This window comes from Fructilactobacillus sp. YLN 2507 (assembly GCF_059614085.1).
Genome location: NZ_CM184303.1, coordinates 954,329 through 978,389, shown reverse-complemented (window position 1 = coordinate 978,389; position 24,061 = coordinate 954,329). Strand labels below are relative to the sequence as shown.

27 protein-coding genes, 1 other RNA gene, 1 pseudogene and 1 other annotated feature are annotated in these 24,061 nt (G+C 35.4%); of the genes and pseudogenes, 26 read left to right on the top strand and 3 right to left on the bottom strand.

What is annotated here, in order from left to right; genetic code table 11:
• The first annotated feature begins 7 nt into the window (after positions 1-7).
• From radA to AC0GLY_RS05025, 17 genes and pseudogenes are all read left to right on the top strand, one after another.
• Positions 8-1,390, top strand: coding sequence for a DNA repair protein RadA (gene radA / locus AC0GLY_RS05105; protein WP_496611113.1), 1,383 nt, complete (start codon positions 8-10; stop codon positions 1,388-1,390).
• A 75-nt stretch (positions 1,391-1,465) separates the two neighbouring features.
• Positions 1,466-2,956, top strand: a complete 1,491-nt coding sequence (gene gltX / locus AC0GLY_RS05100) for a glutamate--tRNA ligase (protein ID WP_496611112.1) — start codon at positions 1,466-1,468, stop codon at positions 2,954-2,956.
• Positions 2,957-3,062: 106 nt separating this feature from the next.
• Positions 3,063-4,481, top strand: a complete 1,419-nt coding sequence (cysS, locus tag AC0GLY_RS05095; RefSeq protein WP_496611111.1) for a cysteine--tRNA ligase — start codon at positions 3,063-3,065, stop codon at positions 4,479-4,481.
• The gene (locus AC0GLY_RS05090) at positions 4,481-4,906 is read left to right on the top strand and encodes a Mini-ribonuclease 3 (RefSeq protein ID WP_496611110.1); all 426 of its coding nucleotides are present in this window, start codon (positions 4,481-4,483) and stop codon (positions 4,904-4,906) included. The genes cysS and AC0GLY_RS05090 overlap by 1 nt, the downstream gene beginning before the upstream one ends.
• Positions 4,896-5,648: a 23S rRNA (guanosine(2251)-2'-O)-methyltransferase RlmB gene (rlmB, locus tag AC0GLY_RS05085; protein ID WP_496611109.1), complete on the top strand. Its 753-nt coding sequence runs from the start codon at positions 4,896-4,898 to the stop codon at positions 5,646-5,648. Before AC0GLY_RS05090 ends, rlmB begins: the two co-directional genes overlap by 11 nt.
• A gap of 2 nt (positions 5,649-5,650) precedes the next feature.
• Positions 5,651-6,190, top strand: a complete 540-nt coding sequence (locus AC0GLY_RS05080) for an NYN domain-containing protein (protein WP_496611108.1) — start codon at positions 5,651-5,653, stop codon at positions 6,188-6,190.
• A 161-nt stretch (positions 6,191-6,351) separates the two neighbouring features.
• Positions 6,352-6,966, top strand: coding sequence for a sigma-70 family RNA polymerase sigma factor (locus AC0GLY_RS05075; protein ID WP_496611107.1), 615 nt, complete (start codon positions 6,352-6,354; stop codon positions 6,964-6,966).
• 13 nt (positions 6,967-6,979) lie between these two features.
• A complete protein-coding gene (rpmG, locus tag AC0GLY_RS05070) occupies positions 6,980-7,129 on the top strand; it encodes a 50S ribosomal protein L33 (RefSeq protein WP_496611106.1) in 150 nt (49 codons plus the stop codon).
• A gap of 13 nt (positions 7,130-7,142) precedes the next feature.
• Entirely contained in the window at positions 7,143-7,319 is a 177-nt protein-coding gene (gene secE / locus AC0GLY_RS05065) for a preprotein translocase subunit SecE (RefSeq protein ID WP_496611105.1), read from the top strand.
• 107 nt (positions 7,320-7,426) lie between these two features.
• Entirely contained in the window at positions 7,427-7,981 is a 555-nt protein-coding gene (nusG, locus tag AC0GLY_RS05060; protein ID WP_496611104.1) for a transcription termination/antitermination protein NusG, read from the top strand.
• Between the two features lie 126 nt (positions 7,982-8,107).
• Positions 8,108-8,533: a 50S ribosomal protein L11 gene (gene rplK / locus AC0GLY_RS05055; RefSeq protein WP_496611103.1), complete on the top strand. Its 426-nt coding sequence runs from the start codon at positions 8,108-8,110 to the stop codon at positions 8,531-8,533.
• A gap of 94 nt (positions 8,534-8,627) precedes the next feature.
• Positions 8,628-9,320 (top strand): 50S ribosomal protein L1, encoded by a 693-nt coding sequence (gene rplA / locus AC0GLY_RS05050; RefSeq protein WP_395317927.1) that lies wholly within the window; start codon positions 8,628-8,630, stop codon positions 9,318-9,320.
• Between the two features lie 59 nt (positions 9,321-9,379).
• Positions 9,380-9,499 (top strand) — a sequence feature (ribosomal protein L10 leader region).
• A gap of 26 nt (positions 9,500-9,525) precedes the next feature.
• On the top strand, positions 9,526-10,035 hold the full coding sequence (gene rplJ / locus AC0GLY_RS05045) for a 50S ribosomal protein L10 (protein WP_496611102.1): 510 nt from the start codon (positions 9,526-9,528) through the stop codon (positions 10,033-10,035).
• 38 nt (positions 10,036-10,073) lie between these two features.
• Positions 10,074-10,436, top strand: a complete 363-nt coding sequence (gene rplL, locus AC0GLY_RS05040) for a 50S ribosomal protein L7/L12 (protein WP_496611101.1) — start codon at positions 10,074-10,076, stop codon at positions 10,434-10,436.
• A 91-nt stretch (positions 10,437-10,527) separates the two neighbouring features.
• A complete protein-coding gene (gene mprF, locus AC0GLY_RS05035; protein WP_496611100.1) occupies positions 10,528-13,095 on the top strand; it encodes a bifunctional lysylphosphatidylglycerol flippase/synthetase MprF in 2,568 nt (855 codons plus the stop codon).
• Positions 13,096-13,148: 53 nt separating this feature from the next.
• Positions 13,149-13,229, top strand: a pseudogene (locus AC0GLY_RS05030) (homocysteine S-methyltransferase family protein); the annotation flags it as partial.
• A gap of 64 nt (positions 13,230-13,293) precedes the next feature.
• A complete protein-coding gene (locus AC0GLY_RS05025; protein WP_496611099.1) occupies positions 13,294-14,220 on the top strand; it encodes an L-lactate dehydrogenase in 927 nt (308 codons plus the stop codon).
• Positions 14,221-14,266: 46 nt separating this feature from the next.
• On the opposite strand, the gene nrdF is transcribed toward AC0GLY_RS05025, so the two are convergent.
• Genes nrdF through nrdH form a run of 3 tightly spaced genes read right to left on the bottom strand, consistent with a single transcriptional unit; the run spans position 14,267 to position 17,745 of the window.
• The gene (gene nrdF, locus AC0GLY_RS05020) at positions 14,267-15,283 is read right to left on the bottom strand and encodes a class 1b ribonucleoside-diphosphate reductase subunit beta (RefSeq protein ID WP_496611098.1); all 1,017 of its coding nucleotides are present in this window, start codon (positions 15,281-15,283) and stop codon (positions 14,267-14,269) included.
• Positions 15,284-15,296: 13 nt separating this feature from the next.
• Positions 15,297-17,465: a class 1b ribonucleoside-diphosphate reductase subunit alpha gene (gene nrdE / locus AC0GLY_RS05015; protein WP_496611097.1), complete on the bottom strand. Its 2,169-nt coding sequence runs from the start codon at positions 17,463-17,465 to the stop codon at positions 15,297-15,299.
• Positions 17,466-17,505: 40 nt separating this feature from the next.
• Positions 17,506-17,745 carry a glutaredoxin-like protein NrdH gene (gene nrdH / locus AC0GLY_RS05010; RefSeq protein ID WP_496611096.1) on the bottom strand — a complete coding sequence of 80 codons (240 nt, stop codon included), beginning with the start codon at positions 17,743-17,745 and terminating at the stop codon, positions 17,506-17,508.
• Between the two features lie 150 nt (positions 17,746-17,895).
• Here nrdH and AC0GLY_RS05005 point away from each other — a divergent pair, with 150 nt between their 5' ends.
• The 9 genes from AC0GLY_RS05005 (at position 17,896) to AC0GLY_RS04965 (ending at position 24,049) form a co-directional block, all read left to right on the top strand.
• Positions 17,896-18,501 (top strand): class I SAM-dependent methyltransferase, encoded by a 606-nt coding sequence (locus AC0GLY_RS05005; RefSeq protein WP_496611095.1) that lies wholly within the window; start codon positions 17,896-17,898, stop codon positions 18,499-18,501.
• 3 nt (positions 18,502-18,504) lie between these two features.
• The gene (gene tadA / locus AC0GLY_RS05000; RefSeq protein ID WP_496612255.1) at positions 18,505-18,972 is read left to right on the top strand and encodes a tRNA adenosine(34) deaminase TadA; all 468 of its coding nucleotides are present in this window, start codon (positions 18,505-18,507) and stop codon (positions 18,970-18,972) included.
• 40 nt (positions 18,973-19,012) lie between these two features.
• Positions 19,013-19,099: signal recognition particle sRNA small type (gene ffs, locus AC0GLY_RS04995), an RNA gene on the top strand.
• A gap of 120 nt (positions 19,100-19,219) precedes the next feature.
• On the top strand, positions 19,220-20,941 hold the full coding sequence (gene dnaX, locus AC0GLY_RS04990; protein WP_496611094.1) for a DNA polymerase III subunit gamma/tau: 1,722 nt from the start codon (positions 19,220-19,222) through the stop codon (positions 20,939-20,941).
• 12 nt (positions 20,942-20,953) lie between these two features.
• The gene (locus AC0GLY_RS04985; protein ID WP_496611093.1) at positions 20,954-21,274 is read left to right on the top strand and encodes a YbaB/EbfC family nucleoid-associated protein; all 321 of its coding nucleotides are present in this window, start codon (positions 20,954-20,956) and stop codon (positions 21,272-21,274) included.
• Positions 21,275-21,287: 13 nt separating this feature from the next.
• Positions 21,288-21,887: a recombination mediator RecR gene (gene recR / locus AC0GLY_RS04980; RefSeq protein WP_496611092.1), complete on the top strand. Its 600-nt coding sequence runs from the start codon at positions 21,288-21,290 to the stop codon at positions 21,885-21,887.
• Between the two features lie 9 nt (positions 21,888-21,896).
• The gene (locus tag AC0GLY_RS04975; protein WP_496611091.1) at positions 21,897-22,142 is read left to right on the top strand and encodes a YaaL family protein; all 246 of its coding nucleotides are present in this window, start codon (positions 21,897-21,899) and stop codon (positions 22,140-22,142) included.
• Positions 22,143-22,269: 127 nt separating this feature from the next.
• Positions 22,270-23,166, top strand: coding sequence for a GRP family sugar transporter (locus tag AC0GLY_RS04970; RefSeq protein WP_496611090.1), 897 nt, complete (start codon positions 22,270-22,272; stop codon positions 23,164-23,166).
• 112 nt (positions 23,167-23,278) lie between these two features.
• Positions 23,279-24,049 carry a MerR family transcriptional regulator gene (locus AC0GLY_RS04965; RefSeq protein WP_496611089.1) on the top strand — a complete coding sequence of 257 codons (771 nt, stop codon included), beginning with the start codon at positions 23,279-23,281 and terminating at the stop codon, positions 24,047-24,049.
• The last annotated feature ends 12 nt before the right edge of the window (positions 24,050-24,061 follow it).

Here is a 24,061-nt window from a genome sequence, read left to right as displayed (position 1 = left end):
ACATTTAATGGCAAAAGCATCAACTCGTTTTGTTTGTTCTAACTGTGGGTACGTTTCACCCACTTACTTAGGTCGTTGTCCTAATTGTGGCGAATGGAATACCTTTGAAGAAGAAACAGTTACCAAAAATGATACTAAGACCGTCAATGTGACACGAGTTTCGTTTGAGGGGAAAAAGTCTAAGCCAACTTTAATTGATGACGTGGACGCCCATGATGCACCGCGTTATCAAATTGAATCTCATGAATTAAATCGCGTTTTAGGTGGGGGTGTGGTACCCGGTTCTTTAGTTTTAATTGGTGGTGATCCAGGTATTGGAAAATCAACTTTATTATTACAGGTTTCGGGTCAGCTAAGTCACTATGGCAAACGAGTTTTATATGTTACTGGGGAAGAAAGCGCAGATCAGGTTAAAATGCGTGCTGACCGGTTAGGGGTTCAAAATCTAGAAAACTTATATGTTTTTCCAGAGACAGATATGACGGCGATTCGCGAGGCAATTGCTAACCTTAAACCAGATGTTGTTATTATTGATTCAGTCCAAACGATGCAAGAAGGTGAGATTTCTTCAGCAGTAGGTTCTGTTTCACAGGTTCGAGGCGTCACGGCTGACTTAATGAATATCGCTAAAACTAATAATATTACCATTTTTGTAGTTGGACACGTAACGAAAGGTGGAGCGATTGCAGGCCCTAAAACATTGGAGCATATGGTAGATACCGTCTTGTATTTTGAAGGCGATAAACATCATGCTTATCGTTTACTAAGAGCTGTAAAGAATCGTTTTGGTTCAACCAACGAATTAGGAATTTTTGAAATGGTAGATAGTGGACTGAAAGAAGTTGCTAATCCTTCTGAAATTTTCTTAGAGGAACGGCTCCATAATGCAACTGGTTCTGCGATTGTGGTGGCAATGGAAGGAACACGTCCGATTTTGGTAGAATTACAAGCTTTAATAACTCCATCGGTTTTTGGTAATGCACAACGAACGGCTACCGGAGTTGATCGCAATCGTGTTTCTTTAATTATGGCTGTTTTAGAAAAACGAGCGGGATTAATGTTACAAAATCAAGATGCCTATTTGAAAGCTGCTGGAGGAGTTAAGTTAGCTGAACCGGCTATTGATTTGGCAATGGCAATTAGTATTGCTTCTAGTTATGAAGATGTTAGTACTGATCCCAAGGAATGTTATATTGGAGAATTAGGCTTAACTGGTGAAATTCGCCGGGTTGACCGGATTGAACAACGAATTCGAGAAGCTGCTAAGTTGGGCTTTTCTCGTGTGATTGTTCCAAAACACAATTTAGATGGGGTGCAACTTGATACAGAAATTGAAATCATTGGCGTGACTACCATTCGGGAAGCTTTAAAAATTGCTTTAAAGAAATAATGGTCACAGCTTTATTTTTAAAGAAGATAATTGTAAAATTAAAATTAGACTAAGATATAGAAAAGAGAGATTTAATTGGCAAATAATAAAATTCGTGTTCGATATGCACCCAGTCCTACTGGACATTTGCATATTGGTAACGCCAGAACTGCAATTTTTAACTATCTTTTTGCTCGTCATTACAAGGGCAAATTTATCATTCGAATTGAAGATACTGATACAAAACGAAACGTCATTGATGGAGAAAAAAGCCAATTGGATAACCTTAGATGGTTAGGTCTTGATTGGGATGAAGGTCCTGATGTTGGTGGAGATTTTGGTCCTTATCGTCAATCACAACGCCAAGCTATTTATGATCCATTGATTCAACAACTATTGGACGAAGATAAAGCTTATTACTCATATAAAACTGAAGCTGAATTAGAAGCTGAACGTGAAGAACAAAAAGCGCGTGGCGTAATGCCCCATTATGAGTATGAATTTGCTGGGATGACTGAAGCTGAACGCAAAGCTGCGATTGCTGCTGCCGAAGCTAAAGGATTAAAACCCGTTATTCGATTCCGAGTACCTAAGGATCATACTTATGAATGGGATGACCTGGTTAAAGGTCATGTTTCCTTTAATTCAGATAGTATTGGTGGAGATTTCGTAATTGTTAAACGAAATGGAATGCCTACTTATAACTTTGCTGTAGTAGCGGATGATCATAACATGCAAATTAGTCACGTTTTCCGTGGTGATGATCACGTAGCCAATACTCCTAAGCAATTAATGATTTACGAAGCATTTGGTTGGCAAGCACCAAAATTCGGACATATGAGTTTGATTATCAGTGCTGACACTGGTAAAAAATTAAGTAAACGTGATGAAACGGTGCTTCAATTTATCGAACAATATCATGAACTAGGTTACTTACCTGATGCTTTATTTAATTTCATCGTGTTATTAGGCTGGTCACCAGTTGGCGAAGATGAAATTTTTAACCAACGTCAATTAATTAAGATGTATGATGAATCGCGGTTAAGTAAATCACCAGCTACGTTTGATAGTAAAAAATTGGAATGGATTAATAACCAATACGTTAAAAACTCTGATGAAGATACCATCGTTGACTTAGCTTTACGTCAATTAATTAAAGGCGGCAATTTGCCAGAAAATCCAGATGCTTTAACCATTGAATGGGCACGTAAATTAATTGATGTTTACCGTCCTCAAATGAGTTACATGGCTCAAATTAATGAAATGGCTAATGTTTTCTTTGAAGATCCTGAATTAATCAAAGGCGATGCATTAGCAGAAATTGATAACGAAACGGCGCCAGTAGTTTTAAAGGCTTTTGCTGAAAAAATTAAAAAATTACCAATTTTTGATAAGGTTGAAATTTTGAAAACAATCAAAGCCGTTCAAAAAGAAACAAAAATTAAAGGTCGTCAGTTATGGATGCCAATTCGAATTGCGGTTACGCACGAAATGGAAGGTCCAGAACTTCCAGAATCAATTGAATTGATTGGCCGCGAAAAAACTTTAAAGCATTTACAGCAAACGCTTGATCAAATTGGCAAATAATTAAAATATTTTTAAAATGATTGGTCTAGTTGCATACTAGGCCTTTTGTTTTGGGAAAAAGTAGTCACGATATGATATCATTAAATGAAAAACGTAGGAGGTAGTTATGGGATTAAAAGTATATAATTCATTAAATAATGAAATGGAAGTTTTCGAGCCCCTTCAGGCAGGGAAAGTGAATATGTATGTCTGTGGACCGACCGTCTATAACTATATCCATATTGGTAATGCTCGTAGCATTGTTGCTTTTGATACCATTAGAAGGTATTTAGAGTACCTTGGCTATGATGTGAACTACGTTTCTAATTTTACTGACGTTGATGATAAGATGATTAAAGCTGCAAAAGAGGACGGAATTACGGTCCCTGAAGTGGCAGATAAGTTTATTAAAGCTTATTTTTCAGATACGAAGGCCTTAAATGTTGAGCCAGCTACTTTAAACCCTCGCGCAACGGAAAATATTCCTGAAATTATTGATTTTGTACAAAGTTTGATTGACCAAGGTTATGCTTACAGTGTTGATGGTGATGTTTATTATCGTGCACGTAAATTTAAAACGTATGGCGAACTTGGACATGAAGATTTAGATACACTTGAAAATGGTGCTAGTCAGCATGTTTCAGCGGATGAACTGGCTAAAAAGGAAGATCCAATTGATTTTGCATTGTGGAAAAAGGCTAAAGATGATGAAATTTCTTGGGATTCTCCTTGGGGGCAAGGTCGTCCAGGATGGCATATTGAGTGTTCTGTAATGTCAACCAAATATTTGGGTGATACTTTTGATATTCATGGTGGGGGAATTGATTTAGAATTCCCTCATCACGAAAATGAACGGGCACAAAGTGAAGCAAAAACAGGAAAACGGTTCGTTAATTATTGGTTGCATAATGGATTTGTAACGGTTGGGGACGATGATGAAAAAATGAGCAAGTCCTTAGGTAATTTTGTGACGGTTCACGATTTAATAAAAAAAATTGACCCTCAAGTTTTACGGTTTATGATGTCAACGACCCAATACCGACGACCTATTCGCTTTAGCCAAGCAGGCTTGGACGAAGCGGCAGCTAATTTAAAGAAATTACAAACGGCTTACACTAACTTGGAATATCGTCTAAAAGATGCTGAAGATGATAGTGATCCTAAAATTGATCAAGAAATTCGTCAACTTCAAGCAGATTTTCAAGATGCCATGGATAATGATTTTAACGTCCAAAATGGGATTGCAAATGTTTATGAAATTGCCAAACTAGGAAATGTTTATGCAGAGCGGCCTTTTGTTTTTAAAAAGACGATTGAGTTAATCATGAACCGCCTACAACAATTAGCTTCAATTTTTGGAATTAAGTTGCAGGCCAGTACCTTTAATGATGAAGAAGTTGAGCATTTAATTGCTGAAAGAAATCAAGCTCGGGAAAATCATAATTTCCAACGAAGTGATGAAATTCGTGATGAACTAAAAGCGCAAGGAATTGTGCTTGAAGATACACCTCATGGAACGCGATTCAGAAGGGAAAATAGTAATTAATGAGTGAACCTGATAAAAACATTGAATTTAAACAACTAAATGGTGTGGCCTTGGCCTATTTAGGTGATGCAGTCTATGAAGTATTTATACGACGTCATTTGATTGATCAAGGAGTAACCCGTCCCAATCAATTACAAAGAAAAGCCACTAAATATGTTTCTGCTAAAGCACAAGCTGGTTTAATTACTCTAATGGAAGCCGATGATTACTTGACGGAGGAAGAACAATATTTTTTTAAACGCGGACGTAATGCAAAAAGCTACACCCATGCCAAAAATACGAGTGTAGTAACTTATCGGGTTTCCACAGGATTTGAGGCCTTATTTGGCTTTTTATCATTGAGTGGACAAGAAGAACGATTAAGCCAACTTGCTCAATGGTGTATTGAACAGGTTGAAGCTGGGAGGGTAGTTTATGAAAAATAATGAAGACTTTATTATTGGTCGGCATCCAGCGGTGGCGGCTTTAAGAAATCAAGAACAAGATATCAATAAGGTTTTTCTACAAAATGGAATTAGCAAAGATGATGAAACGGTTAAAACCATCATTAATTTGGCTAAGGGACGACATTTAGTGATTTCAAATGTTCCTAAGTCAAAATTAGACTTAATGTCAGATCACCAAAATCATCAAGGAGTCATGTTAGCTATTGCTGCATTTAAATATGCAACTATTGATGATTTGTTTGATAATGCAGCTCAAAAGAACGAAACCCCATTCTTTGTGATTCTAGATAATATTGCTGATCCGCATAATTTAGGATCAATTTTAAGAACGGCCGACGCTGCTGGAGTTCATGGAATTATTATTCCCAAACATCGTTCAGTGGGATTAACATCTACCGTTGCCAAAACTTCTGCCGGTGCCATTGAACGCGTTCCCGTTGCTAAGGTTACCAACTTGGTAAACACGGTCAATGATTTAAAAAGTCGTGGAGTATGGGTTTTTGGTACGGATATGCAAGGAACAGATTACCGTCGTTGGGATGCCAAGGGCGCGTCTGCTTTAATTATTGGAAGTGAAGGGAAGGGAATCTCACCTTTGTTGAAAAAACAAGTGGATGAAATGTTAACAATTCCAATGATTGGAAACATTCAAAGCTTAAATGCCTCAGTGGCAGCTGGATTATTGATGTATCAGGGCTTTAATTCCAGGCATCCATTATAATTATGGCTAAACTAGCGAAAACAGAGCTTTTAATTGTTGATGCTTATAACGTGATCGGGAATTGGGAACATCTTAATCGGTTAAAGCTTGATAATAAGTTACCAGAAGCTCGAGATGAATTGATTAGTGAACTTTCGGAATATCAAAAATATAGTGGTAAAGAAATTATTGTGGTTTTTGATGCAATGTATGTTCCGGGCTTAGCTAAATCTAAACAAGTAAAAAATATTCAAGTTGTTTGGACGAATAAAAATGAAACGGCTGATACTTACATTGAAGCTTTGGCAGCTCGGGAGCAATCTTTGTTTACACAAGTTGAAGTTGCGACTAGCGATCATGCGGAACAGTGGACGATTTTTTCAGCTGGAGCACTGAGAATTCCTGATCAAGAATTGTTAGCTTCAGTAAGAAGAACTAAAAAAGAAATTCGTAATGAAGCAAAACACTATAACAGTAATTTAACTGGAAATCGACTAACGTTTGATGATCGACAAATTGATAAATTAACGCAGTTAAGGGATAAACTATCAAAGAATGAGTGAATTTCTCATTCTTTTTTATTTGTTTAATTTTATGATTTTATTAAAAATGCAATAATAATAAGTTGGTATCATTAAAATTGTTTATTTAGAACGATTGTTCGCTTGTTAGAATTATTAATTCTTTGTAATTTATTAATCAAGTAATTACAAGGAGACTCAATATGAATTCAAACAAAATTTGCAACTGTGATCCACAGCTTATCATTGATGCACAAACCGATAGTGATCGATTTTATCAATTGTTTCAACAATTTGCGCCAGTTTATTTAAAATTATGGCGTGAATTTTATGTCTCAGATATGGATTTAGCGGATTGGAGTCAAGAATCGGCATTAGTTTTAATTCGAATTGTCAAAAAATATGATGTAAGTAAAAAAGTTACTTTTGGTTCATTTTACAAAGCAAGTTTGAAAAATCGCCTATTTGATTTGATCAGAAAACGAAAAGCACAAAAGCGAGTTCCTACAACTGCTCAGACATCACTAAATCGATTTGAAGACTACTATGCCGATACCATTTCAGATACGGCAGCTTATAATCCTTATGAAATTTATGAGTTTTATGAACAAATTGAACAGGTTAGTTGTAATTGCTCTAAGTTTGAAAAATTTGTTTTAACTAATTCCCTACGACAACTTAGCTTAGAACAAATTGCTCAACAACAAAAAGTTTCAGTTCTGAAAGTTAAAAATGCACTAATTAGGTGTCGGCGAAAGTATGATGATTATACACGTTTGACGCAATTGAAATTAGATGATAAAGTTAGAAGAGAATAAGGAGGTGTAGTTGATGTCACAAAGAAAAGTAGCATTAGCTTGTTCGATTTGTGGTTCTCGTAACTACACCATTACCGCCAATCCTAACCGAACGACACGTTTAGAATTAAAAAAATATTGTAAACATTGTGGTAAAAACACAATTCATCAAGAAACTCATTAAGGAGATTTAAGCAATGAAAAGACTTTGGAATTTTTTCAAGAGTGTTGTAGCTGAAATGAAATTAGTGGTTTGGCCTAATGCTAAGCAAACTAGAACTGATACGATTACTGTGATTGGAACTACCATTTTTTTCACAGCATTTCTTGGATTAATCGATTGGGCCGTTCAAACGGTACTAATTAAGTTATAGTAATTGTCAAACTGGCTAACTATTTAAATTTCTGTTATAGTTAAATTACGAACTTCGTTTACGCGAGGTTTTTTATTTTGGTCGATTTAGTAAAGGAGATTATTGCAGTGGTAGAATCAGCTGAAAAACAATGGTATGTGCTTCATACTTACTCTGGATATGAAAATAAGGTTAAGGAAAATCTCGAATCAAGAAGAGATTCCATGGGAATGCAAGATTATATTTTTGATGTTGTTGTTCCAGAAACCGAAAAGCACGAAATAAAAAACGGTGAAGATAAAGTGGTAATGGATAAAACTTTTCCTGGTTATGTGCTTGTTCAAATGGTAATGACCAATCGGGCTTGGTATGTAGTACGGAATACTCCAGGTGTGACCGGATTTATCGGATCACATGGACAAGGATCAAAGCCCAATCCACTGCTTCCTGAAGAAGTGGAACATGTCATGGCACAACTTGGAATGAAGCAGAATGTCCAACCTTTGGATAGTAAAGTTGGCGATACGGTTACAATTGTTGAAGGAGCATTCAATGGTCTTTCTGGTAAAATTACTAGTATTGATAACGAAAAGGGTAAGTTGAAAGTTAACATCGATATGTTTGGTCGAGAAACCAGTACTGAACTAGATTTCAACCAAGTTAAGCCACTAGAAAATAATTAGTTATAGTAATTGTTGTAATCTGCAATTCCTTGTGCTATAATTTTCAAGTGTACTTTGTGCATAATCAACGTGGGAGAAGAAATTTTATCTTCATTTACCACACACGGACTTAAGGAGGTTTGTCTCGTGGCTAAAAAAGTAGTAGATATTGTTAAGTTACAAATTGCAGCGGGTAAAGCAACACCTGCTCCTCCAGTTGGACCTGCATTGGGTCAAGCTGGCGTGAACATTATGGAATTTACAAAGGATTTTAATGCACGTACTGCTGATCAAGCAGGAATGCTTATTCCAGTTGTAATTACTGTATTTGAAGATCATTCATTTAGTTTTATTACTAAGACTCCACCTGCTGCTATTCTTTTAAAGAAAGCTGCTGGTGTTGAATCTGGTTCTGGTGAACCTAACACTAAAAAAGTTGCTAGTGTAACTAAAGATCAAGTGAAAGAAATCGCCGAAACTAAAATGCAAGATCTAAACGCAGCTGATGTAGATGCAGCTATGCGTATGATTGAAGGTACTGCACGTAGTATGGGATTCACTGTCGAAGGTTAATTCTAAACCCGTAGTAGTTGCTGTATTATCAAAAGGTAATACTTGAAGTGGGAGGAAGTGATTCCGTTTGACCACATTGCAAGGAGGAGATTACATGGCTCGTAAAAGAGGTAAGAAGTATAGAGACGCTGCTGAACAAATTGACAAGAGTATTGCATACCCTGTTGATGACGCTGTTGCTCTCGTTCAAAAATTAGATGTTGCCAACTTTGATGATTCTATCGAAGTTGTTATTAAATTAAACGTTGATACAAAGCAAGCTGATCAACAATTACGTGGTGCTGTAGTTTTGCCTAATGGTACTGGTAAAGATCAAAAGGTTATTGTATTTGCTAAGGGTGATAAAGCTAAAGAAGCTGAAGCAGCTGGTGCTGACGTTGTTGGTGAAGAAGACTTAGCTCAAAAAATCATGGACGGTTGGATGGACTTTGATGTTGCCGTTTCAACTCCTGATATGATGGCTCAAGTTGGTCGTTTAGGACGTGTGCTTGGACCTAAGGGTTTAATGCCTAATCCTAAGACGGGTACTGTAACTATGGATGTTACTAAAGCCGTTTCTGAAGCCAAAGCAGGTAAGGTTACTTACCGTACTGATCGTGATGGTAATATTGCTGTTGCAATTGGTAAAAAATCATTTGATACAGATAAGTTAGTTGAAAACTTTAAGACTGTAGAAAGCATTTTGGTTAAAAACCGTCCTGCTTCTGTTCACGGTACTTACATTCAAAACATTTCTGTTTCATCAACATTTGGTCCTGGTGTTAAAGTTTCACCTGAATCATTTTAAAGTACTGACCTAAAAATTAAATCCCTGTATTGACTAATTTATTTTCCTATGGTAAATTATTAGTATAATATGATTCGCCTAAGACTCAGGTGGCTTTTATAGCCTTAATTAGTGCCTGCCGAGGAGTTTAACGACTTTTCTCTATGTTTTGGCGAACATAGGGATTTTTTTATGGGTCCCAAATTTCATTGGGAGGTGAAAATTTATGCCAAAAAAAGAAGTTATTGATGCCAAAGCCAAAAAGGTTGACGAAATTGCCAAAGATTTTAATGAAGCTGTTTCAGCAATTGTAGTTAATTCTCGTGGTTTGACTGTTGCTCAAGATACTGAATTACGTAAGGAATTACGTGATAACGGTGTTAAACTTATGGTTATTAAGAACAAGATTTTAGAACGTGCTGCTGATCAAAGTGGTCATGACGATTTAAAATCAATTTTTAATGGACCAAGTGCGGTTGCATTTTCTCATGAAGACGCTGTTGCACCTGCTAAGATTTTAAAGAAATTTGCTGATGAAAATGAAGCTCTTGTAATCAAGGGTGGAATTATCGAAGGTGAAGTTGCAGGAATTGACAAGATTAATGAATTCGCTACATTACCTAGTCGTGAAGAATTACTTTCTACTCTTGCAAACATCTTACAAGCACCTGTACGTAATGTTGCATATGCTGTTAAAGCTGTTGCAGAAAGCAAGTCTGAAGAAGACGAAGCTTAATAATAAAAATATAAATGTCCTATTAGGAGGAATTTAACATGGCTTTTGAAAAAGATAACATTATTGCTCAATTAAAAGACGCTTCAATCACTGATTTAAACGATTTGGTTAAAGCAATCGAAGAAGAATTTGACGTTTCAGCTTCAGCTCCAGTTGCTGCTGCAGGTGCTGCTGGTGACGCTGCTGCTAAGAGCACCTTTGATGTAGAATTAACTTCTGCTGGTGCTGGTAAGATCAAAGTTATCAAAGAACTTAAAGGTATCACTGGTCTTGGTCTTAAAGAATGTAAAGAAATTGTTGATAACGCACCATCAATGGTTAAAGAAGGTCTTTCAGAAGACGAAGCTAACGACATCAAGGATAAACTTGAAGCCCAAGGCGCAACTATTACTCTTAAATAGTAATTAGTCTTTATATAAAAAAGGGATGTGTGATTTCACACATCCTTTTTTAATATCTATCGTTAATTAGAGATTTTTTTGGAGGAACCATTTGAAAGAATTTTTTAAAAAATGTATTGATTTCTTTAATAAGTATCTAAATGTAATTAAAATTATTTTCTTAATAGTTGTTGCAATATTTGTGGTATTTGAAGCTCATAGTATTTTAAAAGAAATCAATGGACAACAGATGAAACAAAGTTTAGCTTCCCAATCACCAACACATCTATTAATTTTAACAATCTTAGGATTAATTGCTGTTACACCAATGTTAATCTACGATTTTACTTTCACAGAATTTTTGCCAGCTAAATTTAAACCACTGTATGTTATTAAAAGTGGATGGATTACGAATACTTTTACTAATATTGCTGGTTTTGGTGGTTTTTTAGGTGCTAGTTTACGAGCTAATTTTTATAGCAAGGATGCCACTAAAAAGCAAATTGTTTATGCAATTTCAAAGGTTGCTTTGTTTTTACTAGCTGGGTTATCAACTTATTGCTTGGTATCGTTAGTGTTAATTTTTGGTTTTGGAATTGGTAATCGATTTACTGGTGATTGGATTTGGTTATTAGGTGGAGGAGCTTATTTCCCAATTGTGTTTTTATTTACCAGATTCAGTAACTCTGACTTTTTTGCTGATTTAACACTGCGACGAGAGCTTAAACTAATCATTACTTCATGTTTGGAATGGGGATCGTGTGTATGTCTATTCTTAATTATTGGTAGTTTTATGAATCTTCACATTGATATTTGGAATGTGATTCCACTCTTCTTTGCCGCCAATGTGTTTGGGGTAGTTTCGATGTTACCAGGTGGTTTAGGAACTTTTGATACCATGATGATTTTAGGACTAACTCAACTTGGAATTTCGCCTACTTTAGCTACAGTTTGGTTATTACTTTATCGAATTTTCTATTACTTTATTCCATTTGGAATTGGAGCTTTATTATTTGGAATCGAATTAGCAGGCCGTTTTAACCAGTTTTTAGATGAGATTCCGGCTAATATCATTCAACGTTCTTCTCAACTAATTATTACGATTTTTATGTATTTTTCAGGAATCATGATGATTTTATTGGCAACGGTTCCTAACATGGTACTTTTAAATCCACTTTATAATTCTTTAGCCCCATTTACGCTTTACTTTTTAGGCCAACTTTCTAATGTAATTGTAGGGTGCTTATTAATTGGATTAGCAAGAGGGGTTAGTTCGCGGGTTAGAAAAGCATTTTGGCCAACGGTTATACTTTTACTATTTGCAATTGGGAATACCTTATGGAAGGAAGATTTTCCAATTCGATTAGTCATTTTCCTAGGCTTTATTTTACTTTGTCTATGGTTTTCTCGAAAAGGCATGTATCGCGATCGCCTAACTTATTCATGGGGTGCTGCCATTACTGATGCAGCCATTTTTGTTGGAGCTTTTGCTGTATATTGTTTAGTAGGATTTGTGATGGGTCATGGACATGGCGGAATCAGAATGACGAATGAATACTTGTTACCTTCACAGCAGGTGTGGGTAATTGGATTAATTGGATTTATCATCGCCATTTGTATTTTATATGGTTTAGTTCGCTTTCTTTCTTATTCGAATACACCATGGATGAATCAACCATTTGATCAAGGACGGGTTAAACAAGTAATTAATAAGTTTGGTGGAAATGAAGTTAGTCATCTAGTCTTTTTACGTGATAAAAAAGTTTATTTTTATTCTGAAGATGGGGAAGATCAAGTTGTTTTCATGTATAAACAAAAAGCAAATAAACTAATTGTGATGGGGGAACCATTTGGAAATCAAGCTAAGTTAGAAAAGGCAATTGATAAGTTTATGATTGATGCCGATAACGTTGATTTGACATTAGTTTTTTATGAAGTTGGTGAATCGCTAACGATGTTACTTCACGATAAAGGTTTTGATTTTATTAAAGCTGGTGAAGAAGGACATGTTGATTTGGATGCGTTTACTTTAGTTGGTAAAAAACATCGGGGTGAAAGAGCATTAATGCATAAGTTTGATCGAGATGGTTTTAAATTTAAGATTATAGATCCACCCTTTGCCTCTTCGACGATGGATGATTTGAAGAAAATTTCTGATGAGTGGTTAAAAGGACGCGATGAAAAAGGTTTTTCATTAGGATTTTTTGACCCTTATTATCTTAATCAAGCTCCAATTGCCGTGATTTGTGATGCTGATGATAAAATTGTAGCTTTTGCCAACATTATGCCTACTGGTGATCACGAAATGACTTCAATTGACTTGATGAGATCAGGTAAAACGGCTCCTTCTGGAATTATGGACGGGATTTTCATTAATCTCTTTAATTATTCAAAAGAAGAGGGTTATCGTTGGTTTAACTTAGGAATGGCTCCGTTAGCCAATGTGGGTAATTCTCGATTTAGTTTTATTAACGAAAAATTGGCCCATTTAATTTATGAATATGGGGATGCGTTCTATAGTTTCCAAGGTTTACGTTCTTACAAACAAAAATATGTCGATAAATGGGAATCAAAATACTTCGTTTATCGAAAGAATAATTCCTTAGTATTTACTATGTTACAGCTTCTTCAAGTTGTTAACGAACGACCATTAAGAAAAAGACTAAAAGAATCGGATTAATCCGATTCTTTTTTGCTTTGCTGATGTGACAATTTGGTTTTAATTGGTTAACTTCAGGTGCGAACATTATTGGGGGTTGTTGCCGGACTAATCCAGAAGATATCGAACAAATTGCGAAAATAGTTAAAAAATAATGGCAATTTAATGATGAACTTGTTAAAATGATTAACAAACACCAAGAGATGGAGGATTGATAAAATGGTTAGAAAAGTTGGAGTCATTGGTGATGGACATGTTGGTTCAACAGTAGCACATTACATTGTAGCAAATGGGTTTGCTGATGATTTAGTTTTAATCGATAAAAATGAAGCAAAAGTCAATGCCGATGCGATTGATTTTCGGGAAGCTATGCCTAATTTACCATTTCATACTAACATCACAGTGAATGACTATTCGACTTTACGTGATGCCGATGTCATTATTTCCGCACTTGGGAATATCCGTTTAAATGATGGTGCTAATGAAGATCGTTTTTCCGAATTAGCTTATAATAGTGAGCAAGTAAAATCAGTGGCAGCAAAGATTCGCGATTCTGGATTTAACGGGATTATTATTGCCATTACGAATCCAGTTGATGTCATTACTTCAATTTATCAGCAGGTAACGGGGTTACCGAAAAAGCATGTCATTGGAACTGGAACTTTACTAGATTCTGCTCGAATGAAGCGAGCGGTGGCTGAAAAGCTCAAGATTGATTCGCGATCAGTAACTGGTTACAATTTAGGTGAGCATGGGAACTCTCAGTTTACGGCTTGGTCTACGGTTCGTGCTTTAGATCAACCATTAACTGAATTAGCTAAAATTCGTAATTTGGATTTAGCTGCTTTAGATAATGAGGCCCGTCACGGTGGTTATACGGTTTTTAAAGGAAAAGGTTACACTAGTTATGGAGTTGCCACTGCAGCAGTTCGTTTGGCTAACGTGGTACTTTTTGATGCTCATACAGTACTTCCGGTTTCTAATTATCGGGAAGAATATGATGCTTACTTATCGTATCCAGTAGTTGTGGGTCGTGATGGTGTTTTAGCCAATGTTCCACTTAAGTTGACTGATGAAGAAGAAGCTAAATTACAAAATTCAGCTGATTTTATTAAAGATAATTTCAAAAAGTATAGTGAAAAGTAGTAACAAAAGGGACACTTCATTTTGAAGTGTCCCTTTTGTTACTACTTTATTTGTTTTTATGTTGATCTTCCCAAGAACCAAAGAGATAATCATCATCTGACATGGCTTCAACATTGCCAAGTCGATATCCATTACCAACTTCTGAAAAGAAGTCATGATTAACCGTTGAAGTTGAGATCCCGTTCATTACAACGGGATTAACATCTTCAGCTGTATCTGGGAACATTGGGTCTTGACCTAGATTCATAAGAGCTTTGTTAGCGTTATAACGAATGAAAGTTAGAACTTTATCCGTTAAACCAACTTTATCATATAAAAGATGAGTATAATTAACCTCATTTTCGTAAAGATCATAAAGGAAATTATACATCCAATCTTTTAGTTCAGCTTGTTCATTAGGGCTTAATTGATTGAATTGAATTTGAAATTTGTAACCAACATAAGTTCCATGAACAGATTCGTCTCGAATAATTAATTTAATGATTTCAGCTACATTAGTAAGCTTGTTATGACCTAAGTACCAAAGTGGGGTAAAAAAACCAGAATAGAAGAGAAAAGTTTCCAAAAAGACACTAGAAATTTTCTTTTTCAACGGATGACTATCATTGTGGTAAAGATTATAAATTCGTCTAGTTTTATTTTGTAAGTATTCTTCCGTATCACTCCAATCAAAAATTTCATTAATTTCTTTTGGAGTGTTTAGGGTTGAAAAAATTGTGGAATAACTTTTGGCATGGACAGATTCCATAAATTGAATGTTGTTTAGGACAGCAATTTCATGTTGGGTTTGTGCGTCACTTCTTAAAGAAGCCATTCCATCTTGGGATTGGAGGGTATCTAATAAAGTTAATCCTCCAAAAACGTGTCCCACAAGCCATTTATGGTCATCATCAAGTTCACGCCAGTCTTTTAAGTCATTGGAAACAGGTACTCGAGTATCAAGCCAAAATTGTTCCGTCAGTTTGTGCCAAGTTGCTTTATCAACATCGTCATCAACTTGATTCCAGTTAATGGCCTGGTAATCACCTTTAAGATTACCAGTTAAAACTTCCTTCATATTCATTGAGCTAATCCCCCTAGATTACACAGCTTTGACATTCGTTAGCACCAACTGTGTCATTGTTATCGGTAAAAGTTCTAACGTAGTAAATTGATTTAATTCCTTTATGGAAAGCATAATTTCTTAAAATCGTTAAGTCACGCGTTGACATTTTAGGATCTCGACCGTTTTTCCATTCGTACATGCCTTCTGGAATGGTAGAACGCATAAACAGAGTCATACTTAAACTTTGATCAACATGTTTTTGGGCTTCTGCAAAGATATCAATTTCTTTTCGCATATCAATGTCATAAGCCGATTCATAATAAGGAAGGGTGTCATTAGAAAGATATGGAACTGGATAAAAAATAGTTCCAATCTTTGCATCTTGTCGTTCTTCAATTCGACTAACGATGGGAGCGATACTTGCAGTAGCATCACCGATGTAAGCAGTAGAACCATTTGGGGCAACTGCCATGCGATTTTGGTGGTATAAACCATAAGTCATTACAGACTTTTTGAGGTCTTCCCAATCTTTTTCAGAAGGGACAAAGGTATCTTTGAAGAGCTCTTTGACTTTTTCTGATTTGGGACCCCAATCTTTTTCGGTGTACTTATTAAAGTAAGATCCGTCAGCATATTTACTGTTTTCGAAGTTATGGAATGATTTTCCACGTTCTTTAGCTAATTTATTAGAAGCAACTAGCGTCCAGTAATTTAATAACATAAAGTATACTCCAGTAAATTCGACTGATTCGGGGGATCCATAATACATATGATTTAAAGCTAGGTAAGAATGAAGACCCATAGCACCCAATCCAATGGAATGACTTAAATCATTTCCGCGACGGATTGAAGGAACAACATCAATTTTACTTTCATCAGTAACATAAGTTAAGGCACGAACCATAGCATCAACAGATTTACCAAAGTCCTTGGAATTCATTAAATTAACAACGTTAGTTGAACCAAGATTACATGAAATATCAGTTCCTAGTTGATCATACTGTTGTAAATCATTAATAATTGATGGAGTTTGGACTTGCATGATTTCAGAACACAAGTTACTCATAACAATCTTACCAGCAACCGGATTTTCCCGGTTTGCAGTATCAACGTTCATGATGTAAGGATAACCGGATTCTTGTTGTAATTTACCAATTTCGGTTTCCAAATCACGTGCTTTCATTTTTTTCTTACGAATGTTTTGGTTAGCAACTAAATTGTCATATTCTTTAGTGATATCTATGTAAGAGAATGGAACTCCATATTCCTTTTCAACATCGTAAGGACTAAAGAGATACATATCTTGATCATCTTTAGCAAGTTCATAAAACTTATCAGGAACCGTTAGTCCTAATGATAGGGTGTTAACTCGAATTTTTTCATCCGCATTTTCTTTCTTAACGGAAAGAAAGTCAATAATATCTGGGTGGAAAACGCTTAAGTAAACTACTCCAGCACCTTGACGTTGACCTAATTGATTAGAATAAGTAAAACTATCTTCTAACAATTTCATGACAGGCATGACCCCACTAGCAGCACCTTGGATATGCTTAATTGGATCACCTGCAGCTCGTAGATTAGAAAGATTAATTCCAACTCCACCACCAATCTTAGAAAGTTGAAGGGCGGAATTAATGGTTCTCCCAATACTATCCATATCATCGGTAGTTTGAATTAAGAAACAAGAAATTAATTCACCACGGCGTTTTTTGCCGGCATTTAGGAAAGTAGGGGTTGCTGGTTGAAAACGTTGATGAATTAGCTCATCAGCCAAATTCATGGCTAAGGCTTGATCGCCATTAGCTAAAAAGAGGGCATTCATTGCAACTCGGTCGATGTAGCTTTCCAAGTACTGATTTCCATCATTCGTTTTTAAAGCATATTGGGCGTAAAATTTATAAGCAGCCATAAAAGATTTAAAAGTAAAATGTTGGTCTTTTAGGTACTGATAAAGTTGCTCAATAAAGGTAAAAGGATATTTTTCTAAGAATGTCGATTCAATATAATTATTTTTCGTAAGGTATTCAAAACGATCCTTTAAAGATGCAAACTTAACGCGATTGGGAATCACATTTTCTTTCAAAAAAGCATCTAAAGCTTCTTTATCTTTTTCTAGTCTAATTTTGCCATCTTTTGATGGAATGTTGATTTCGTTATTTAATCGAAAATAACTAACATCATGTTGGTCTTTTAACGACATATTCCTAGGTCTCCTTGTTGTGTATAATAGATATATAAGCTTAAGCTAATTCAGCAACTAATTTATTTAGACAATCAGGTCTGAAGCCAGCAAATGATTCGGCACCTTCAACTTCGACAACGGGAACGGCTTGAAAGCCCTTGCTCTTTAAATAAGTAACAAATTCTGGATTTTCGGATGTGTTCTTTTCAACGAAGTCGAGATTGTGTTCTTCAAGAAAACGTTTTGTCATCTTGCATTGGATACAATTGTTTTTGGTAAATACTGTAATGGAATTCATATTTATTCATCTCCTGTTTATACGATATAATTGATTTTACTACGAATACTTAATCTTTCAAATGAAAACACACCATATATGGGGTTCATTTTTGAGAAACACGCTATATATAGTGTGTGAAACTAAAAAAATTTTTAAGGACGTGTTACTATGAATAACTTTTATTACACAGAAAATCCTGATGTGCAACACGATGAAAAACATTGGGATTATACTTTATTGAACCACACGCTCCGTTTTGTTTCAGATAACGGAGTGTTTTCTAAAAATACCGTTGACTATGGATCACGAGTTCTAATTAAGTCAATTGATTTAAGGAATATTCCATCCGGTAAAGTTTTAGACTTGGGCTGTGGTTATGGACCGGTTGGCTTGTTTTTAGCTAAAAACAACCCAGACCGTAATTTTACCATGGTTGACGTAAATAATTTAGCATTATCTTTAGCAAAACGAAATGCTGAACAAAATGATATTAAAAATGTTTCAATTTTTGCTTCAAATGTTTACGAAAAGCTTGATGATAAGTTTGCAGCAATTATAACTAATCCACCTGTTCGGGCTGGTAAACAAGTTGTGGATTCAATGATTAGTGGAGCTCCTGACCACTTAGAAAAAAATGGAACATTAACGGTCGTTTTACAAAAGAAACAAGGGGCACCTTCTGCAAAAAAATTAATGAATCAATTATTTGGAAACGTTAAAGTTGTAACGCGTGATAAGGGTTATTACATCCTTTTAAGCAGAAAAGTTGATTAAATGATGGATAAAATCGATCAAAAGTTTATGCAAGTGGCTATACGCGAAGCAAAATTTGCGGCTGAAATTGGTGAAGTTCCAATTGGAGCTGCAATTGTAAAAAACGGAAAAGTAATTGCAACGGCTCATAACCTACGTGAGCATACGGAAATTGCAACCCAGCATGCTGAAATTATTGCGATTGAAGCGGCTTGTACAGAGTTGAAGAGTTGGCGACTAACAGATTGCACCTTATATGTAACAATTGAACCTTGTGTTATGTGTGCAGGGGCTATTTTGAATGCTAGAATTGACCGGGTAGTGTATGGTGCTATGAATCAAAAAGGTGGGGCAGCTGGTAGTCTATATAACGTTTTAAATGATAGTCGGCAAAATCATCAGGTAGAAGTGATTGCTGGCATAGCAGCCGAACAAGCTGGTCAAATTATGCAACAATTTTTTAAAAATAAACGAAAAAAGCGTAAGCACTAGACAATGATGAAATAATACGGTAATATAGTATTTGCCGAAAGGCATGAAGCAAAGATGGAATTACGAACCGTGTCAGGTCCGGAAGGAAGCAGCACTAAGTTTTCTCTGTCTTGTGCTTCTTTTTTATGCTTATAAACTCTCAGTCAAGTGACTGGGAGATTTTTTTTGCGATGATTTATTTGTTATTTTCTTAATATTCAAGCTATAATAAGAAGTAGTTTCATAACGAAAAGAAAGGAAGTTCTTCATGAGTTATCAAGCCTTATATCGGGTCTGGCGGCCGCAACGTTTTGATGAAATTGTTGGTCAGCAGGTCATCACACAAACATTGAAAAATGCATTGGTAACTGATCAAATTAGCCACGCTTACCTTTTTAATGGTCCGCGTGGGACCGGGAAGACTTCAACTGCAAAAATTTTAGCTAAGGCAGTTAACTGTGTTAATTTAAAAGACGGGGAGCCTTGTAATAAATGTGCGACTTGCGTGGCCATTAACAATGGTTCACTGAATGATGTGATTGAAATTGATGCGGCTTCTAATAATGGAGTAGAAGAAATTCGTGGAATTCGGGATAAAGTAAAATATGCACCTACGGAAGCTAAATATAAAGTTTATATTATAGATGAAGTTCATATGCTCTCGATCGGGGCTTTCAATGCCTTGTTAAAAACTTTGGAAGAGCCACCGGAACATGTTATCTTTATCTTAGCGACTACGGAACCCCATAAAATTCCAGCTACCATTATTTCACGAGTTCAACGCTTTGATTTCAAACGAATTCAAGCGACCGATATATTGGATCAGATGGAAAAAATCTTAAATTCCAAGAACGTTAAATACGATGAACGAGCTCTCAAGGTAATTGCTAAAAGCGCAGAAGGTGGGATGCGAGATGCTTTAAGTATCTTGGACCAAGTCCTTTCTTATAGTAGTGATCAGGTAACTTATGAAAGTGCTTTGCAAGTTACTGGGAGCGTAGCACGAGATGATTTACAATCTTATATGCAAGCTATTATTGATGAAGACGTTAGCACTGGCTTAAAAATTGCCGCTACTATTTTGAATGATGGCAAAGATGCTAATCAGTTGATTGAAGATTTGATAAACTATTGTCAAAATGTTTTGTTATATCAACAAGATCCAGAAATGGTTAATGCCAGTGAGCTAGGTCTGTTGGGTGATAATTTCAAAGCAATTTCTAAGAAAGTAACGGCTAAACAAGTTTATTTTTATGTAGAAACGATGAACGAGGTTCAACAACAAATTCGCTCGACTTATCATCCAGATGTTTATTTAGACATTTTGACAGTTCGTTTGGCACATCAGCCAACTGAATCAATTTCAACAGCCCAGCCTGTTGCTCAAACAAATGTAGATACGCAAATGGTATCAAAATTACAAGCTCAAATTGATGATTTAACTAAGCAGTTGACTAAAGTTCGGGAAACAACGCCTACCCAAGTTTCAACGAAATCGACTCCGCGGGAAGCAAGTGTTAAAAATGATAAAGCAACCGTTGATTTTGAGAGAGTCTTTAAAATTTTAGGTGCAGCAACTCGAGCTAAACTAAATGAATATCAAAGTCAGTGGGATAATGTGATGAACTTATTGTCTGTTACCCAACGGGCCTTGATGCACGTTTCTAAGCCAGTGGCGGCTAGTACAGATGGAATTGTAGTAGCATTTGATTATTCCTTTCTTTATCAAAAGGCAGGAACTGACCAAGTTTTGATGGATGCTCTTCAAAATGCTATGGATCAAGTTTTTGGCAAAGTGCCTGATATTATTTTTGTCCCTACTGAGGAATGGCCTGAAATTCGAAAAGAATACTTGGCTAATAATCATGTAGATAAACTTAAGAAGGATAATCCGGAACAAAAATCAGTTTCTATTCCTAAGAAAAGTGAAACAGTTAAAAAAGCCCAAGAATTATTTGGAAATGATATAGTAAAAGTAGAAGATAATTAAAGGAGAATTAACATGGCAATGAATGGTATGAATATGGGTAAAATTATGAAACAAGCCCAAGAAATGCAAAAAAAAATGGCAGCTCAACAAAGTGAAATTGAAAACAGCGATTTTACCGGGGTTTCACCAGAAGAATTAGTTACGGTAACCTTTGGTGGTGATCGTCGTATGAAAGATATGCAAATCAAGACAGAAGCAATTGATCCTGATGACCCCGATATGTTATCGGACTTAGTATTGAGTGCCGTAAATGATGCTTTAGCTAAAATTGATGACACGACTCAAAGTAAAATGGGTCAATTTACACAAGGAATGAATATTCCTGGACTTTAAAGAGGGAAAATAAATGCAATATCCAGAACCAGTGGCCAAGCTAATTGATAGCTATATGCACTTGCCTGGAATTGGTCAAAAAACTGCTACTCGGCTAGCCTTTTATACGATTGATATGAACAAAGACGATGTGATTAGTTTTGCCCAGGCATTGACTGATACCAAAGAAAAGTTAAAGCTTTGTTCTATTTGTGGCAACATTACTGAAGATGATCCTTGTGATATTTGTGCTGATCCTAATCGAGATCAAACCAAACTTCTGGTAGTAGAACAACCAAAAGATGTGGTTACGATGGAAAAAATGAAGGATTATAATGGTTTGTATCATGTATTGCATGGAGTGCTTTCACCAATGGAAGGTAAAGGACCTGATGACATTAACATTAGTTCCCTAATTCAACGATTACAGCAAAATGAAGCTATCAAAGAAGTAATTGTGGCCACTAATGCTACTCCAGAAGGAGACGCAACAGCCATGTATTTGGCTCGTTTGTTGAAACCGGCTGGAATTAAAGTAACTAGACTTGCTCGCGGATTGTCAGTTGGTAGTGATATTGAATATGCCGATGAAATGACCTTATTCAAAGCAGTTGAAGGTCGAACTGAAATGTGAGGAATTCAAATGTTTGGATTTAATAAGAAAAAAGATTTTAAGCAAGTGTATGATGAAGAATTATTGAAGTCAATTAATCTTTTGAAAAGTGATTGGGATCAAGCACAGCAGACCCAAATGGCGATTGCTGATGTTGATGACCAGATTATTGCGCAAACTGAATTAGCGAAACAAAAATACGAATTTATGTATCGACAAATTCGAAAACGAAATTTAAAAAATAATTGGATTCAGTCCAATGTTTATGATAATTAGTTCCTAAAAACAGTCCAGTCATTCATGACCGGACTGTTTTTAGGATTAATTCAATTCTAGTTCAGATTATGATATGCTAAGCGTGATTGCAAATGTACAGTAATTAGACAAACGAAAGGTGATTTTAGTGAATATTTTAATTGCATTACTTCCAGCAATTGGTTGGGGAATCTTACCAATTGCAACCAGTTTAATTGGAGGAAAGCCAATTAATCAGTTGTTAGGAACCACGTATGGAGCGTTCATCATTGCCCTTGGGTTATACGCATTTACAAGACCTGAGCTTTCAGCTTCTTCATTTTTCTGGTGTTTCTTGTCAGGAATGTCATGGACTTTAGGTCAATTTACTCAATACATTGCATTTGAAAAAATGGGTGTTTCACGAACCATGCCAATTTCGACCGGAATGCAATTAGTTGGAACGTCACTAACTGGAATTATTTTCTTTGGTGAATGGGCTGGACTATTGCCAAAGCTTTCTGGTTTTGCCGCAATTATTTTAATTATTGTTGGAATTATCTTAACTACTAAACAATCAGAAAATGGTCAGCAACTTTCACCTACCGAAAAAGCAGCAATAAATAAAAATATGACTAGCGGACTTTTGATTCTATTTATAGGTACTTTAGGTTATATCGGATATTCTGCTTTTCCTAAGGTTTCTAATGCAGATGGTTTTAAGGCCTTCTTACCTCAAACAATTGGAATGTTGGTAATGGGGACAATTTTTGGAATTAGTATATTAATCAAAAATAAAACCAACCCCTTTAAAGAAATTACTTCATATAAGAATATTATTACTGGGTTCCTCTTTGGATTTGGTGCTTTATTCTACTTAATTTCTACCCGACTTAATGGGGTAGCAACCGGATTTACTTTATCACAACTATGTGTGGTAATTTCAACGGTTGGTGGAATTATCGTCCTTCATGAACATAAAACTAAACGTGAATTGGTTTATATTGCAATAGGTCTTTCACTCGTAATTATTGGTGGAATCATGATTAGTTTTATTCCCGCTTAAAATAGTTTATTTTAATAAGAGAGATTTTGTCATTATGACGAAATCTCTTTTTTTAACTTTACATTAACGTTACGTCATCGCTTATATTTAATGTAGAAAGGATAATAATAAGATGGAAGATGATTTATTTACGGTTTCTCAATTAGCAGAATTATCTGGTGTAACTCCAAGAACAATTAGATATTATGACAAAATTGATTTATTAAAACCAATTTTAATTAATGACAATGGATATCGAAAATATAGTGTTAAAGAGTTAGATCGATTACAGCAAATTCTTTATTTTAAACAATTTGGGTTTGATTTGGCAAAAATCAAGCAAATGCTTATTTCATCTGATTATAATATTGTGGATTTATTAAAAAGTCAGCAAGTTCTATTGGAAAAAGAAGTCGAACAAAAGCAACAATTGTTAAGTAATTTAAAGAAAACGATTAGTTATTATAAAGGAGAAGTTAAATTGAGTAGTGAAGAAAAATTTTCAGCATTAAAAAGCGATTTGATTAGCCAAAATGAAAGTAAGTATGGAAAAGAAATTGATGAAAAATATGGTGAAAATGAACACCAATATGCAGTAAATCAGTTTAAGGGTTTAACTAGGAAACAATACGAAATGAGTAAAGACTTAGAAAAGTCTTTACTACAAAAGTTAGACTTAATCAATCAAAAAGGATTAAGCATAGATAGTGATACAGCAAAAAAAGCTTTTATCCAACATCAACAGTGGTTGAAAATTTTCAATGATAGATATACAACTGATTATCACTTAGCCATGGCAGAATTATATACAAATGATGAGCGGTTTGCTAAATACTATAATTCCCGAAGTGAAACAAATGTTATACCTACTTTAAACAAAATAATTAAAAATTATGCCCAATAATTAAGATAATAT